15 protein-coding genes are annotated in these 15173 nt (G+C 66.6%); 8 read left to right on the top strand and 7 right to left on the bottom strand.

Features of this window, described 5'->3' with window-relative positions:
• Positions 1 to 13 precede the first annotated feature (13 nt).
• Positions 14 to 358 carry a hypothetical protein gene (locus tag INR38_RS06945; RefSeq protein WP_012207011.1) on the bottom strand — a complete coding sequence of 115 codons (345 nt, stop codon included), beginning with the start codon at positions 356 to 358 and terminating at the stop codon, positions 14 to 16.
• A gap of 8 nt (positions 359 to 366) precedes the next feature.
• A complete protein-coding gene (locus INR38_RS06940; protein WP_012207010.1) occupies positions 367 to 621 on the bottom strand; it encodes a hypothetical protein in 255 nt (84 codons plus the stop codon).
• Between the two features lie 106 nt (positions 622 to 727).
• Here INR38_RS06940 and INR38_RS06935 point away from each other — a divergent pair, with 106 nt between their 5' ends.
• The gene (locus tag INR38_RS06935; RefSeq protein WP_197944071.1) at positions 728 to 1189 is read left to right on the top strand and encodes a molybdenum cofactor biosynthesis protein MoaE; all 462 of its coding nucleotides are present in this window, start codon (positions 728 to 730) and stop codon (positions 1187 to 1189) included.
• Positions 1190 to 1201: 12 nt separating this feature from the next.
• Here the strand turns inward: INR38_RS06935 and INR38_RS06930 are convergent, their stop codons facing one another.
• Positions 1202 to 2092, bottom strand: a complete 891-nt coding sequence (locus tag INR38_RS06930) for an EamA family transporter (protein ID WP_242698982.1) — start codon at positions 2090 to 2092, stop codon at positions 1202 to 1204.
• 104 nt (positions 2093 to 2196) lie between these two features.
• Here INR38_RS06930 and INR38_RS06925 point away from each other — a divergent pair, with 104 nt between their 5' ends.
• From INR38_RS06925 to INR38_RS06900, 6 genes are all read left to right on the top strand, one after another.
• Complete coding sequence (locus tag INR38_RS06925) at positions 2197 to 3105, top strand: AraC family transcriptional regulator (protein ID WP_207444220.1); 909 nt, start codon at positions 2197 to 2199, stop codon at positions 3103 to 3105.
• A 133-nt stretch (positions 3106 to 3238) separates the two neighbouring features.
• Positions 3239 to 5851, top strand: coding sequence for an ATP-dependent chaperone ClpB (gene clpB / locus INR38_RS06920; protein WP_207444219.1), 2613 nt, complete (start codon positions 3239 to 3241; stop codon positions 5849 to 5851).
• Between the two features lie 30 nt (positions 5852 to 5881).
• Positions 5882 to 6235, top strand: a complete 354-nt coding sequence (locus INR38_RS06915) for a hypothetical protein (protein ID WP_012207005.1) — start codon at positions 5882 to 5884, stop codon at positions 6233 to 6235.
• 130 nt (positions 6236 to 6365) lie between these two features.
• A complete protein-coding gene (locus INR38_RS06910; protein ID WP_207444218.1) occupies positions 6366 to 7862 on the top strand; it encodes a coniferyl aldehyde dehydrogenase in 1497 nt (498 codons plus the stop codon).
• 257 nt (positions 7863 to 8119) lie between these two features.
• On the top strand, positions 8120 to 8641 hold the full coding sequence (locus INR38_RS06905) for a GNAT family N-acetyltransferase (protein WP_013801040.1): 522 nt from the start codon (positions 8120 to 8122) through the stop codon (positions 8639 to 8641).
• A 45-nt stretch (positions 8642 to 8686) separates the two neighbouring features.
• Complete coding sequence (locus INR38_RS06900) at positions 8687 to 9898, top strand: class I SAM-dependent methyltransferase (RefSeq protein WP_207444217.1); 1212 nt, start codon at positions 8687 to 8689, stop codon at positions 9896 to 9898.
• 28 nt (positions 9899 to 9926) lie between these two features.
• On the opposite strand, the gene INR38_RS06895 is transcribed toward INR38_RS06900, so the two are convergent.
• Positions 9927 to 10457 carry a hypothetical protein gene (locus INR38_RS06895; RefSeq protein ID WP_207475786.1) on the bottom strand — a complete coding sequence of 177 codons (531 nt, stop codon included), beginning with the start codon at positions 10455 to 10457 and terminating at the stop codon, positions 9927 to 9929.
• 225 nt (positions 10458 to 10682) lie between these two features.
• On the opposite strand from INR38_RS06895, the gene INR38_RS06890 reads away from it, so the two are divergent.
• Positions 10683 to 11672, top strand: coding sequence for a tRNA-dihydrouridine synthase (locus tag INR38_RS06890; RefSeq protein ID WP_207441934.1), 990 nt, complete (start codon positions 10683 to 10685; stop codon positions 11670 to 11672).
• A 13-nt stretch (positions 11673 to 11685) separates the two neighbouring features.
• Here the strand turns inward: INR38_RS06890 and INR38_RS06885 are convergent, their stop codons facing one another.
• From INR38_RS06885 to INR38_RS06875, 3 genes are all read right to left on the bottom strand, one after another.
• Positions 11686 to 13500, bottom strand: coding sequence for a phospholipase D family protein (locus tag INR38_RS06885; RefSeq protein WP_207441932.1), 1815 nt, complete (start codon positions 13498 to 13500; stop codon positions 11686 to 11688).
• Positions 13501 to 13583: 83 nt separating this feature from the next.
• Positions 13584 to 14693, bottom strand: coding sequence for a bifunctional diaminohydroxyphosphoribosylaminopyrimidine deaminase/5-amino-6-(5-phosphoribosylamino)uracil reductase RibD (ribD, locus tag INR38_RS06880; RefSeq protein ID WP_207441930.1), 1110 nt, complete (start codon positions 14691 to 14693; stop codon positions 13584 to 13586).
• Positions 14694 to 14729: 36 nt separating this feature from the next.
• Positions 14730 to 15152 (bottom strand): type IV pilin protein, encoded by a 423-nt coding sequence (locus INR38_RS06875; RefSeq protein WP_097201564.1) that lies wholly within the window; start codon positions 15150 to 15152, stop codon positions 14730 to 14732.
• Positions 15153 to 15173 lie beyond the last annotated feature (21 nt).

The following is a 15173-nucleotide window of genomic DNA, read 5'->3' as shown; positions in this document are numbered from 1 at the left end:
TGGGTGGTGGCCTTCAGGCTGCGCCGTCGGCGCCGGGAGGGGGTGATGCATCGGGCAGCAACGGTGCCTGCCACTCCAGCAGCTCGGCCAGGCGCTGCACGATCCAGCGCGCCTCGCCAGGGCTGACGATGGAGCCCTCGGCCGCCAGGCCCGCGTGCATGCCCAGCAGCACGCCTTGCTCCGAGGAGTTGCCGGAGTGATAGAGCGTCTGCGCCTGCTCGACCAGGTGGCTGGCCAGGTCCTCGCACAGTTCATAGCGCCCGACCACGTCTGCAATCGATGCCTTGAGCCGGCCGTGCCGGTCGGCATACAGGGCGGCAAAGCTCGGCGGCGGCTGTATCTGGCTGGTCTCGTCCATGGCGCGCCTCAATCGGGTTCGAACAGGCGCTCGAAGCGTGCAAGGTCCTCGGCCAACTCGCAGCTCACGAGCTGGCCCATCTTGCCGTCGGCCAGGCGGTGGGCTGCGAACAGCGTGGCCTTGCCGCGGAAGTTGTAGTCGGGCAGATGGATGATGGTGTAGGGATGGGACACGAACAGCTGGTGCTCGTAGACCACGCGCTGCTCGTTGCGCGGCGACGGGTAGAGCGTGTATTCGGGGGTGGTGATCGTGAGTGTGGCCATGCATGGCCCGCCGCAGCAAAAGGCCGGCGGCGGGGGAGGGCAATGCTACCGCGTTCGCCAGTCCCTGGTGCGCCCTGGTGCGCCCCCGCCCTGCGACAATGCGGGCATGCAAGCAGCCCGTGTATCCATCCAGACCGAGGATTTCGACGTATCGGCCGAACTCGCCGCCCTGCGCGGCGGCGACGCGCGCGTGGGCGCGGTCTGCAGCTTCATCGGCACGGTGCGTGACCGCAACGAGGGCGCCGCCGTGGCCAGCATGGAGTTGGAGCACTACCCGGGCATGACCGAGAAATCCATCGAGGCCATCATCGACGAGGCGGCCCAGCGCTTCGGCATCCATGGCGCGCGCGTCATCCACCGCATCGGTCCGCTGCAGCCCCTGGACCAGATCGTGCTCGTGGCCGTCACCGCATCGCACCGGGGCATGGCTTTTCAGGCCTGCGAATACATCATGGACTACCTCAAGTCGCTGGCGCCTTTCTGGAAGAAGGAGCAAACGCCCGAGGGCGCTCGCTGGGTGGATGCGCGCGTCAGCGACGAAGAGGCGCTGGCGCGCTGGCGCCAGTGAGGCGGCGGGGCTTCAGGCCTTGAGCGCAGCACCCCGCAACCATTGCGGCGGGCGGAACACCAGCAGGTTTCCGAACATCACCAGCAGCAGCCCGCCCACGGCCAGCGGCGTCCAGACATAGCCCTCGAACAGGGCCGAGATGCTGAGCGCAACAATGGGGAACAGCACCGTCGCATAGGCCGCCTTCTCCGGGCCCAGCCGACCCACCAGGGTCAGGTAGGCCGTGAACGCAATCACCGAGCCTGGAATGGCCAGGTACAGCCAGGAGCCCACATAGGTCCAGCTGGCATCGAAGCGCCAGGGCAGGCCCGCCACCAGCGCATAGCCGGTCAGCAGCAGCGTGCCGGCCAGCATGCCCCAGGCATTGGTCTGTGCGGGCCGCCAGCCCATGGACTGCAGCGAAGCAGACAGCATGTTCCCGCAGGAAAAGCACAGCGTGCCCAGCACCGCCCAGGCCAGGCCAGGCAGGCTGGCATGCCGGCCTGCGCGCAGCTCGGGCCAGAACAGCGCCACCAGGCCTGCAAGGCCAAAGAGGCTGCCGGCCAGCACATGGGGAGCCAGCCTGCGGCCGTGGATGATGCGCGCCAGCAGCGCGTTCCAGAGATTGGAGCTGGAGAACACCACGGCGGCCAGGCCGCTGGCCAGCGTCTCGCTGGCATGCATGAAGCACACGAAGTTGAAGCTGAACAGGCACAGGCCCTGCGCCAGCACGCGCGGCAGCGCCGGGCCGCGGGGCACGCGCAGCTGCCGCGACCAGGCCAGCCAGGCGAACATCAGCACGGCGGCCAGCGCAAAGCGGTAGGCAATGGACAGCTCCACGGGCACGGCGCCCAGCTGCAGCTTCAGGGCGATCCAGGTCGAACCCCAGATCAGCACGACCAGGGCATAGAGGGTGGCAGTCATGGCCGGTGATGATGGCGCCGCAGGCTGGGCGGGCATGGCAGATTCCTGCGGTTTGATGGCCTGGCGCCATGCGTCGGTATGGCTGCGGGACCACAATCGCTGCCATGACGCCCACGCCGCTGCCCGAGCTGCCCTCCAGCCACCTGTGCCAGGTGCTGTCACGCTCCAAGGCCCGGCTGCAGCGGCGCGTGCGCCTGAGCGAAGGGGTGGAGCTGGCCGTCTGGGCCAATGTGGACGACGAGGTGCGCTACTGCCAGCCCGGTCACCACACGCTGTCGGTCTACCTGGCCGGGGGCGAGGGCTCGCAGCTCAAGGCGCGGCCCGAGGCCATGGGGGCGCCGGGGCGCATCTGCATCTTCACGCCAGAGGACGAATCGCACTGGCTGGTGCGCTCGCCCGTGCAGTTCCTGCACCTGTATGTGTCCGACCTGGCCTGGGCGGGGCGCGTGGTCCGCATGCTGGATGCCGAGCCCCGCTCGCGCACCTTGCGTGCGCAGATCTACGGGGATGATCAGGCCTTCCACGCCGGTGCCCGTGCGCTGATGCGGCTGGACTGGCAGGACCCGCAGCAGCAACTGGCGGCCGATGCCATTGGCCAGCAGCTGGTGGACCGGCTGGTGCTGCAGTCCGCCACGCCGCGCCAGCTGCAGGCGCTGCAGCGGCCGCTGGGCGGGCTTTCTGCGGCCATGCGGCGCAGGGTGCTGGCCCATGTCGAGGCGCATCTGCATGACTCCAAGGCCGTGTCGCTGCCGGCACTGGCGAGACAGGCCTGCCTTTCGGAATTCCATTTCGCACGCATGTTCCGCCAGAGCATGGGCTGCACGGTGCACGAATGGGTGCTGCAGCAGCGCCTGGCTCGGGCACGGCGTGCCCTGTCTGCGCGCAACGTGCCGCCGCTGGCAGAGCTGGCGCTGGATTGCGGCTTTTCCAGCGCCAGCCACCTGGGACGCAGCTTCCGGGCGCATTTGGGCGTTACGCCTACGCAGTTCTCGATCTTTCAGCGCAATGCTTGAGAAGGATGGCCGGCCTCGCCGGCCTTGATCTGGCGCAAGCGTCTGTCCTTGCAGGCCGGGCATGGCTTGAAATTTGCCCTGCCGGTATCAGATAAATCGCAATGACCCTGTTTCAGGAGCGAAAAGAAACACCATGCGAATCGACAAACTGACAACCAAGTTCCAGGAAGCCCTGGCCGACGCGCAAACGCTGGCCCTGGGCGGTGACCAATCCAATATCGAACCCCTGCACCTGCTCGTGGCGCTGCTGCGCCAGGACGATGGTCCGCGCTCGCTCTTGCAGCGCGCCGGCGCCAACGTGGGCCAGCTGCAGGCCGCGGCCGAGAAGGCCCTGGCCGATCTGCCGCGCGTGCAGCACCAGGACCAGGTGCAGGTCGGCTCCGAGCTGGGCCGGCTGCTGCAGGCGACCGAGAAGGAAGCCCTCAAGCGCGGCGACCCGTTCATTGCCAGCGAGCTGTTCCTGCTGGCGCTGACCGACAGCAGCGGCTCTTCCACGCGCGCAGGCCAACTGCTCAAGGAAAGCGGCGTGACGCGCTCCAGCCTGGAGTCGGCCATCAACGCCGTGCGCGGCGGCCAGACCATGGACAGCGCCGAAGGCGAAGGCCAGCGCGAGGCCCTCAAGAAATACACCATGGACCTGACCGAGCGCGCGCGCATCGGCAAGCTCGATCCGGTGATCGGCCGCGACGACGAAATCCGCCGCTCCATCCAGGTGCTGCAGCGCCGCAGCAAGAACAACCCCGTGCTGATCGGCGAGCCCGGCGTGGGCAAGACCGCCATTGTCGAGGGCCTGGCCCAGCGCATCGTGGCCGGCGAGGTGCCCGAAAGCCTCAAGAACAAGCGCGTGTTGTCGCTGGACATGGCGGGCCTGCTGGCCGGCGCCAAATACCGTGGCGACTTCGAGGAACGGCTGAAGTCCGTTCTCAAGGAAGTGGCCCAGGAAGAGGGCCGCATCATCCTGTTCATCGACGAGATCCACACCATGGTCGGTGCCGGCAAGGCCGACGGCGCCATGGACGCGGGCAACATGCTCAAGCCGGCCCTGGCGCGCGGCGAGCTGCACTGCATCGGTGCGACCACGCTCGATGAATACCGCAAGTACATCGAAAAGGATGCGGCGCTGGAGCGGCGCTTCCAGAAGGTGCTGGTCGAAGAGCCTTCCGTGGAGGACACCATCGCCATCCTGCGCGGACTGCAGGTGCGCTACGAGGCCCACCACGGCGTGGACATCACCGACCCGGCCATCGTGGCTGCGGCCGAGCTGAGCCACCGCTACATCACCGACCGCTTCCTGCCCGACAAGGCCATCGACCTGATCGACGAGGCGGCGGCCAAGATCAAGATCGAGATCGACTCCAAGCCCGAGGTCATGGACAAGCTCGAGCGCCGCATGATCCAGCTCAAGATCGAGCGCGAGGCCATGAAGAAGGAAAAGGACGAGGCCTCGCAAAAGCGCCTGCAACTGATCGAGGAAGAACTCGGCAGCCTGGAGCGCGAGTACGCCGACCTGGAAGAGGTCTGGAAGAGCGAGAAGGCCAGCGCCCAGGGCTCCGAGCAGATCCGCAAGGAGATCGACCAGATCCGCATCCAGATCGAGGAGCTCAAGCGCAAGGGCGACTTCAACAAGGTGGCCGAGCTGCAGTACGGCAAGCTGCCCTCGCTGGAAAAGCAGCTCAACGAAGCCCAGGCCAACGAGCAGGGGCAGGGCGGCGCGCCCGCCCACAGGTTGCTGCGCACCCATGTCGGCGCCGAGGAAATTGCCGAAGTGGTCAGCCGTGCCACCGGCATTCCCGTGGCCAAGATGATGCAGGGCGAGAAGGACAAGCTGCTGCGCATGGAAGACCGGCTGCATGACCGCGTCGTCGGCCAGGACGAGGCCATCTCGGCCGTGGCCAATGCCATTCGCCGCTCGCGCTCGGGCCTGTCCGATCCCAACCGGCCTACCGGCTCCTTCCTGTTCCTGGGCCCCACGGGCGTGGGCAAGACCGAGCTGTGCAAGGCGCTGGCCGGCTTCCTGTTCGACAGCGAGGACCATCTGGTGCGCATCGACATGAGCGAGTTCATGGAAAAGCATTCCGTGGCCCGCCTGATTGGTGCGCCGCCCGGCTACGTGGGCTACGAGGAAGGCGGCTACCTGACCGAGGCCGTGCGCCGCAAGCCCTACAGCGTGCTGCTGCTCGATGAGGTGGAAAAGGCCCATCCCGACGTGTTCAACGTGCTGCTGCAGGTGCTGGACGATGGTCGCCTGACCGATGGCCAGGGCCGCACCGTGGACTTCAAGAACACGGTCATCGTGATGACGAGCAACATAGGCTCTTTGCTGATCCAGGCCATGGTCGGCGAGGATTACGATGATGTGAAAGATGCGGTCTGGGGGGAACTCAAGAACCATTTCCGACCCGAATTCCTCAACCGCATCGACGAAACCGTGGTCTTCCACGCGCTCGACGCGAAGAATATCGAGTCGATCGCAAGGATTCAGCTCAAGCTGCTGGAGCGTCGTTTGGAGAAAATGGACCTTGCGCTGCAGGTGTCCGACCAGGCACTGGCCGAACTGGCCAAGGTGGGCTTCGATCCCGTTTTCGGGGCCCGGCCGCTCAAGCGCGCGATACAGCAGCGGATCGAGAATCCGCTGTCGAAACTGCTGCTCGAAGGGCGCTTCCCGCCCAAGAGCACGATTGCGGTACATGTGGACCCGGTACAGGAGCCGGGCGTATTCCGGTTCGATGCGGCAGACCCCGCCTGACGCACCGGGCCAGCCAAGAAAGGCTTTGCTTTGAACGATTTTGTCGCCACCCTGACCCGCTGGGCCGTTCGCATCCTGCTGATGCTTGTGGGCCTGGTCTTCTTTGTCAGCCTGCTGACCGCCGCGGCGCTGCTGGCCCTGGTCTGGGCCGTGAGAGCGCTGTGGGCAAGGCTCACCGGCCAGCCGGTGATGCCCTGGGCCATGCGCATGAGCCCGCGGGCGGGCTGGCAGACCGTGTACCGCTCCGGCTCCGAGTGGATGGCACAGCGTCCCCAGCGCGCCTATGGCGCTGCCGAGGGCGGTGGCCGCCGCGCCGGTGCCGGCGTACTGCCGGGTGCGGGCGAGGTGACCGACGTTCAGCCCCGTGAAGTGCGCGAGCCCTGAAGCGTCTTGCTGCAGCCTTTACGCGGCCTGCGCATCTTCGTGCCCAGGCCGCGCGTGGCGGCCCGTATAGTCTGAAACCCTCGGGAGCCCGTGCAAGGCTCCCTTTTTTTTCCTGCGGCTGCATGCCAACATGTGCCGCGACGCATCCTTGGAATGCGGCGCATGCAAGTGTCTTCTTACCATTGAGCCTATGACCCAGCTGGATCTCCACCGCGTCTTCGACCTTCAGTACCAGGCCAGCCGGGCGCAGGTGGACGTGCCCCTGCTGGTACGCCGCGAACGCCTGCTGCGCATGCAAAAGCTGCTGGACGAACACGGCCCCGTGCTGGCTGCCGCCGTGCAGGCCGACTTCGGCATGCGTTCGCCACGGCTGACCGAAATGGTGGAGCTGTTCGTGCTGCGCAACCTGCTTAAGCACACGCTGCGCCATCTGTCGCGCTGGTCGGGGCGCCAGCGGGTGCGAACGCCGCTGATGCTCATGCCCGGCCGGGGCTGGATAGAGCGCCAGCCGCTGGGCGTGGTGGGGGTGATTTCCCCGTGGAACTATCCGGTGCAATTGGCGCTGGGGCCGGCCATCACGGCCCTGGCGGCGGGCAACCGCGTCATGCTCAAGCCCAGCGAACTCACGCCGCACACATCGGCCCAGCTGGCGGCGCTGGTGGGGCAGTTTTTCGCGCCCGAGGAATTCGCCGTCATCGAAGGCGATGTGAGCATCGCCACGCAGTTCTCGGGCCTGCACTTCGACCATCTGCTGTTCACCGGCTCGACTGCCGTGGGCCGTCGCGTGGCGCAGGCGGCGGCGGCGCACCTGACGCCGACGACGCTGGAGCTCGGTGGCAAGTCGCCCTGCATCATCTCCACCGACTGCGACCTGAAGGAGGCCGCGCTCAAGATCGCGCATGGCAAGCTCGTCAATGCGGGCCAGACCTGCATCGCCCCCGACTACGTGCTGCTGCCGCGCGGGCAGGAGGCGGAGTTTGCCGAGGCCTTTCGCACCGCGGCGCGGCGGCTGTTCCCGCGCTTTGCCGGCAATCCGGACTATGCGGCCATCCTCACCAAGCGCCACCTGGCGCGCCTGCGGCAGATGCTGCGCCAGGCCCAGGGCATGGGGGCGCATGTCGAGTGGATGGAGGATGGCGGAGCCGGCCAGGAGAACGCCGACATGGCGTGGGGCGATGCCGTGGAGCGCCAGATGGCGCCGGCCCTGGTCTTCAATGCCACCAGCCAGATGCAGCTCATGCAGGAGGAGATCTTCGGCCCCATCCTGCCCGTGATCAGCTACGACAGGCTGGATGACGTGGTCTCGGCCATCAATGCGGGGCCCAGGCCGCTGGCGCTGTACTGGTTCGGCCGCGATGAGAAAGTGCGTGATGCCGTGCTGTCACGCACCATCAGCGGCGGGGTGACGGTCAACGACACCCTGCTGCACTTCGCCCACGAGAACCTGCCCTTCGGCGGCGTGGGCGACAGCGGCTGGGGTGCCTACCATTCGGAGCAGGGCTTTGCACGGCTGAGCCATCAGAAGGCGGTGTTCGTGCAGTCGCGCTGGTCGGGGGCTTCGATGCTGTATCCGCCCTATGGCGCAAGGTTCGACCGCATCATGGAGTTGATGCGCCGCTGGCTGTGAGCGAGGGGGTGATTTCTCGCTGTTGCCGGGCTTGCCTGCATCGTGAGAAATTGTCAACTGATTCCTTGCCAAGCCTTGTGTCGCGTGCGCCAGCTGCTCTTTTTTGGAGAGCACATAGCACATCCCAATGCCGAGGGCAAGAAAACGAGCACAGCCGTACTTGCGTGCATGGCTAAGAGCCGCAACGCACGCAAAAAGCGCGATTCCTGTGAAAATCACGCCCTTCTATTTTCACCTGTTTTCGTTTCGGTTTTTCCATGTCTAGTATCCAGGTTCGTCCAGCCACTCTCCGCGATGCAAAAGCGATTGCCCAGATCCATACTGCTTCCGCCATGGAGGCTTATCGCGGTCTGGTTCCCGATGACCAGCTCAAGAGCATGTCGTCGGTAGAAAAACGCCAGGCCTATTGGCGCGAAGCCATCGAATTTTGCGAACCCCAGGTTCAGGTCGCCATCGACGGCGACAAGATCGTCGGCTTCGTCGGTTTCGACCGCTCGCGCGATGAAAAGTCGCGCCAGACCACCGGTGAAATTTGGGCCATCTATGCCTCTCCCACGCACTGGAATCAGGGTGTGGGCGTGGCCCTGTGGGACGCCGCACGCGACGGCCTGCTCGAAGAAGGCTGCACCAACGTCACCTCGTGGGTGCCGCTGCGCAATGAACGCGCGCTGCGCTTCCATGAGCTCGCCGGCTTCAAGCGCGAAATGTCCACCGCCAAGACGGCCCAGGTCGGCGCTCTCAAGATCGAGGAAGTGCGGCTCAAGCGCGCACTGAACTGATCGATTCGCCAAACCATCCACCCATCACTCACGGAGCAGCAGGCCTTGTCCTCTTCCCAGAACTGGTCCCTGCTGCAGTGGCAGGAGCACGAGGCCACCCATGTTGCCCTGTGGCGGGCGGACAGCACCATGACCGCACCGCGCCGCATCGTCATCGCTGACGACAGCCTGGCCGCCGACAGCGCCTACCGCCTGGCCTGCGAAGGCCAGGCCATGCTGTGGCGTGGCGATTTCCAGAATGCCCGGCAGTTGCTGTCGGCCCTGGGCCGCCGCCTCGACAAACCCGCACGTGAGACTTCCGCCAAGGCGCGCCAGCGCCGCGCCGGCAAGGAAGACGCCAAGCCGGTCTTTCCCCACGCCTTCCACCTGCACCGCCAGGCACTGGCGCAGCGTGCGCGCATCCTGTCCAGCGTGATGATCGAGCTCGATACCCGCTGGCACTGCGCCCTGCGCCGCGCACCGGACTGGAGCGAAGCCTGTCGCGAAGCCTGGGGCGAGATTCCAGCCGACCAGGGTGCTCAAAGCGTGATCGTTCCCCTGCGTGAACTGCTGGGTGCCCTGGGCGCACATGAGTGGCGCAAGAAGGGCGTGGCCCTGGCCGTGCCGGGCATGCCGGAGTTCAGCATTCATCCGCACTACGGCGTGTTCTCCCCGGTGCGCGGCGAGTACCTGGATCTGGTGGCGCAGGCGCCCCTGCCGGCCGCAGCCCAGCAGGCTGATGCCGCCGTCTGGGATATCGGCACGGGCACGGGTGTGCTTTCCGCTCTCTTGCTGCACCGTGGCGTGCGGCAGGTGGTGGCCACCGACCTGAGCGACCGGGCACTGGCCTGCGCGCAGGACAACCTGCAGCGGCTGGGTCTGGCGCAGCGCGTGAGCCTGCGCAAGGCCGACCTGTTCCCTGAAGGCCGGGCCGCCTTGGTGGTCTGCAATCCACCGTGGCTGCCGGGCAAGGCCAGCTCCTTGCTGGAGCAGGCCGTCTATGACGAAGGCAGCCGCATGCTGCGCGGTTTTGTCGAGGGCCTTGCTGCACATCTGCTGCCGGGCGGCGAAGGCTGGCTGATTCTGTCGGATCTGGCCGAGCACCTGCAGTTGCGCTCGCGCGAGGAACTGCTGGGCTGGATCGATGCCGCAGGCCTGCAGGTCCTGGGCCGCGAGGACATCCGCCCGCGCCATGGAAAGGCTGCGGACTCCACCGATCCGCTGCACGCGGCACGCGCCGCCGAGCTCACCTCGCTGTGGCGCCTGGCGCCGCGCTGATCGCGCGCGCGTCCACCCTTCGTTTCGTCTAGACGCCCTGTGCCGTCGCTGCCTCCTGGGGCAGCAGATGCCGCAGGCGCTCGCGCAGGGCATCGGCGCGCTCGTCGCCCGCATGTTCCTGCACGGTCTGCAGCAGCTGCAGGGCGGCGGCCTGCAGTGCCTCAAGATCGCGCGCCTCGCGCAGCAGATGGCGCAGCACCTGGGCCTTGTCCTCATGGCGGTTGGCGAACATGCGCTCGCACATATCGAACAGGTACATGCGTGTGCCGGCAAGATTCAGCGTGGCGGCGGGGCCGGGCGGGCTGGATTCCTTCGCAGCGGCCGGTGCCATGGAGGGGGCCTGGGGCGGTGGCGCGGCGGCTTGACCAGCCAGGCGCTGCAGGTGGCCGCTGGCGATCAGTTGTTCGATCAGTTCGCCGGCCTGTGCGCCCAGGACCTGCTGCAACTGCTCCTCGGTGCGGCCATCGGCCATCAGCAGCACCGAGCGCTCGCGCAGCGGCAGGCTGCGGCGGCCGGGCTGCAGCTCTTCAAGGGCCTTGGCGGTTTTTTGCAGCAGCATGGTGGGGGCAGGGAGTCCGACAAGCCCCGATTGCACGTTACATGAATGACCGTGGCGTGAAGACGCCATGACAACTGGTCCGACCGATGCTCTGCGGCAAGGGCACAATCGCCTGCCATCGCATGGGCGGGCTCTGATCTGCAGGGGCTGGCGGCCGATGCCGGTCGCAGAAATATTGTTTGATCTGTAACAGGAAGACGGGGCGCAGGCCTCGCGACATAGGTGATGAGACTGTTGCTGGCGCCCATGGAGGGCTTGCTTGATTTCGTGCTGCGCGATGTGCTCACGCGCGTGGGCGGCGCAGACCGCTGTGTCTCGGAGTTCATCCGCGTCACGGGGACCGTGCTGCCCGACAAGGTGTTCCTGCGCACCATGCCGGAGCTCAACAACGGCAGCCGGACGCTGGCCGGTGTGCCCGTGCGTGCGCAGCTGCTGGGCTCGGACCCGGACAGCATGGCGGCCAATGCGGCCAATCTGGCGCGCCTGGGTCCGGAGGGCATCGACCTGAACTTCGGCTGCCCCGCCAAGGTGGTCAACCGCCATGGCGGCGGTGCTGCGCTGCTGCAGGACCCTGAGCAGATCGCGCGCGTGGTGGGTGCCGTGCGTGCTGCCGTGCCGGCGGCCATGCCTGTGTCGGCAAAGATGCGCCTGGGTTTCAACGACACGGCCCTGATGACCGAATGCGCCCAGGCCATGCAGGCCAGTGGCGCCTGCGAAATCGTCGTCCACGCCCGCACCAAGCTCGACGGCTACCGTCCGCCTGCCTACTGGGACATGATCCCGCGCATCCGCGAGTCCGTGACCGTGCCCGTGGTGGCCAATGGCGAGATCTGGACGGTGGAGGATGCGCTGCGCTGCCGTGAGCAATCGGGCTGCGGCGATCTGATGCTGGGCCGGGGAATCGTTGCCGACCCAGGCCTGGCGCTGGCCATTCGCGCTGCCGTGGAAGGCGGGCAGATGCCAGCAGAGCATGTTGAAGCACAGGTGTTCTGGAGCGATCTGGTGCCGCAGGTACAGCGTTTCTGGGACATGGTCTGCGAGGATCTGGAGCCGCGCCAGCGCGCAGGCCGCCTCAAGCAATGGCTGAACCTGCTGCGCCGCCGCTTTCCCGAAGCCGAGCAGGCCTACCAGGAAGTGCGCACGCAGACTGACCAGCGCGAGATCACGCTGTGGGTGCAAGCGCTGGCGCGGCGCCAGGAGTGGGCCGGGCTTTAGCGCGATCGGCCGGTCACAGCAGATGGTCGGGCGCCAGCGGGCCAATGAGCTTGAGCATCAGGCGCAGGCCCCAGCTGGCATCGGGCTCGCTGTGCTCGTCACCGCGCTCACTGTCTTCCGAAGCCCTCCACACCAGCTCGCCATCCTTGTCGAGCTCGACGCGCCAGCTGCCATCCTGCAGGCCCTCGTCGATGCTTTGCGTGGCCAGGCGGCCGAACTCGCGGCTGGCGATGAGCAGGGCAATCTCGGTGTTCTGCAACTGGGAGCGCAGATCCAGGTTCATCGAGCCGACTGCCACCAAATGCCCGTCCACCACCAGCAGCTTGGAGTGCAGCATTGCACGCGATGCGCCTGTGGAACCCGAAGGATCGCCGCCACCCGTGCTGCCCGAGCCGAATGCAGAGCGGACGCTGGCCGCCGTGCTGCGCATTTCGTAGAGTTCAACGCCCATCTCCAGCAGCGCCTTGCGGTGGCGCGCATAGCCGGCATGGGCCAAAGGTGCATCGTTGGAGGCCAGCGAATTGGTCAGGATGCGCACGCGCACTCCGCGTTGCCGTGCGCCACGAAACGCCTCCATCATGTCCGGGCCCGGCACGAAGTAGGGCGAGACCACCAGCAGATCGCGCCGGGTCTTGCGCACCAGAGCCAGCAGGCCATCGACCACCGAATCGGCCTCCAGCACCGGACGCGCCGCCTGGCGCAGGGCGCCAGCCGGCTGGCCCATGGGCAGCGTGCCGGCAGGCTTGGCCTGCGGGCTGTGCGGAGCGGGGCTGGCCTGTGCGGCCGCATCCGTGCCAGCGCTTGTGCCGGAGCCCGGGCCGTCATCCCTGTCCAGCGGAATCTTGGCGGGCTCATCCACCAGCACGGCCGCCGATGCCCAGGTCCAGCGAGCCTTTCGCAAATCCATGGGCTGCTGGTCCCAGATGATCCGGCGCTGCTCGGCCGTCTGGTCATCTGCCTTTGCCTCCTTCGGGGGAACGGCAGGCGTGGGGTCCTCCTCCTGCGCCTGGTCATCATCGCCCGCAAAGCGCTCGCGCAACTGCTTGAGCTCCTTGAGGCTGATCAGCGACTGGACGGGATAGGCGCGCTGGTTGTTCCAGTAGCTGTCGAAGCTGCGTGACAGATCGCCGACCACCGGCCCCGCCGCCAGCACGTCGAGGTCCACGAAATTGCTGGCGCTGTCCGCATCGAAATACGCATCGCCCAGATTGCGCCCGCCGATCACGCCCATGGCGTTGTCGGCGATGAACAGCTTGTTGTGCATGCGCTGCTGGGCCCGCTGGAAATCCGTCAGCAGCGTATAGGCCCGGCCCAGCGCCGAGCTGCGCGCGCCCGCCAGAGGGTTGAACATGCGCATCTCGATGCCTGGCACAAAGGCCAGGCGCATGACCTGCGCATTCGCGCCGGTGCTGTGGAAATCGTCCAGCAGCACGCGCACGCGCACGCCACGCCGTGCTGCCTCGACCACGCCGCGCAGCAGGCGCTGCGTGCTCTCGTCGGCATGGATGGCGTAGTACTGCAGGTCCAGCGTCTGCTGCGCTCCCTCGACCAGTGCCAGTCGGGCGCCATAGGCGGCCTGGGCACCGGACAGTAGGGTGAAGGCGGAGGTTTGAGGCTTGACGCTGGCAGGCCGCAATTGCTGAACTAAAGACCCCAATGGCGTGCTTTGCGGGGCTTCCAAGGCTGCAGTGACGGGGCGATCGACCTGGGAGGGCAAGCTACTGGCGCAGCCGCAGACCACGGCGGACACCAGCAGGACAAGCGTGGTCCGCAGGCCTCGAAACAGGCTGGTGGATGGAAGGGGCTGTAAGTTGCGAGCGCCGGACATGATTCGAAGATTTGGCCCAAGGATCGGTCAATCGGGTGTCGGACGGCTGCGCCAGCCGCTGGTCCAGGAAGCCGCTGTTCGCGTCAGAAGCTGGCGCGGTCCACAACGCGGGCCACAACGCGCAGATCTGGCCCGATGCGTTGCACATCATGCAGTGCCAATGCAATGGCCTCGGACAACGCGTCCAGCGGCCCGAAACTGGCGATGCCCATGCCACCCGTCCCCAGCAGCTTGGGGGCCAGGTACAGCAGCAGCTCATCGACCAGCCCCTCGCGTACCAGCGAACCATTGAGCTTGAAGCCGGCTTCCACATGCAACTCGTTCGTGCCGCGCGCCGCCAGGTCACGCAGCATGGCGCACAGGTCCACCTTGCCGTGCGCGTTGGGCATGGGAATGACGGTCGCGCCCAGGTCCTGCAGTGCACTGGTTTTCGATGCATCCCGGCTGCTGGTGTAGATCAGGCAGCCGGCCGGGGTCTGGAGTACCTGGGCGGTGAGCGGCATGTCCAGCCGGCTGTCCACAACAGCGATGCGCGGCTGGCGCGGCGTAGCCACATCCCGCACGTTCAGGCGCGGATCATCTTCCAGCACCGTGCCTATGCCCGTCAGTATGGTGCATGCCCTCGCACGCCAGGCATGGCCATCGGCGCGTGCCTCGGGGGATGTGATCCATTGGCTGGTGCCGTTGTGCAACGCGGTCGCCCCGTCAAGGGAACTGGCCGCCTTCATGCGCACCCACGGTATGCCGCGCAGCATGCGGCTGAAGAAGCCGATGTTCAGCTCCCGGGACTCGTCTGCACCCGGCCCCACCACCACATCCACGCCTGCCGCGCGCAGGCGCGCGAAGCCTTGGCCGGCGACCTGGGGATTGGGGTCCGTCAGTGCGCCTACCACCTTGGCAACGCCAGCGGCGATCAGGGCATCGCAGCAGGGACCCGTACGGCCCTGGTGCGAGCAAGGCTCCAGCGTCACATAGGCGGTGGCTCCGCGCACATCCTCGCCTCGGGCCTCGGCATCGCGCAGTGCCATCACTTCGGCATGTGGGCCGCCAGCCTGCTGAGTGAACCCTTGGCCGACGACTCTGCCGTCAGGTGCCACCAGTACGCAGCCCACGCGCGGATTGGGAGAGGAAAGAAAAAGCGCCTGGGCGGCGAGCCCAAGCGCTTGGTGCATGTGTGGCACGGTGTTTGTCATGGTGCCTGGGATGGTAACGCAGCGCCTGTGCGGGGCCTATTTGTTCCAACAGTCGGGGTCGTAACCTGTTTCACCCTGCTTCTTGCCGTTCGCGCCGCGCACGCCCGCTTGGTTCAGGGTGAGGTTTCCGCATTTGTCCTTTGTTTGCGCTCCCTGGGCCGTGGCAGTCAGCGTGTAGCTGGCACCATCAGTAGAGGTAATGCCGACTGTATAGCGACCCGAGGGGATTGTTGTCAAAGATGTGGGAAAGGCTGCGGTCAGCGGATACGTTCCGGTGGCGGTGGCCGAGCGTTCCAGCCATTGCGCGGCTTGCAGCAGCGCTGCTTTGCCCTCGGAACGGTAGCCGCGCAGCACGTAGGTGTTGTAGCTGGGCAAGGCGATGGCGCCGAGAATGCCGATGATGGCTACGACAATCATGACTTCAATGAGCGTGAAGCCTGAGGCGCGGTGTGGTTTCATGGTCTGACTCTGTTGGCTGGG

The sequence above is a fragment of the Delftia sp. SD018 genome (assembly GCF_017355445.1).
In the GTDB taxonomy this organism is placed as follows: Bacteria; Pseudomonadota; Gammaproteobacteria; order Burkholderiales; family Burkholderiaceae_C; genus Comamonas; species Comamonas acidovorans.
The sequence above is the reverse complement of the archived record's forward strand: the minus strand, read 5'-3'. Positions and strand labels throughout refer to the sequence as shown.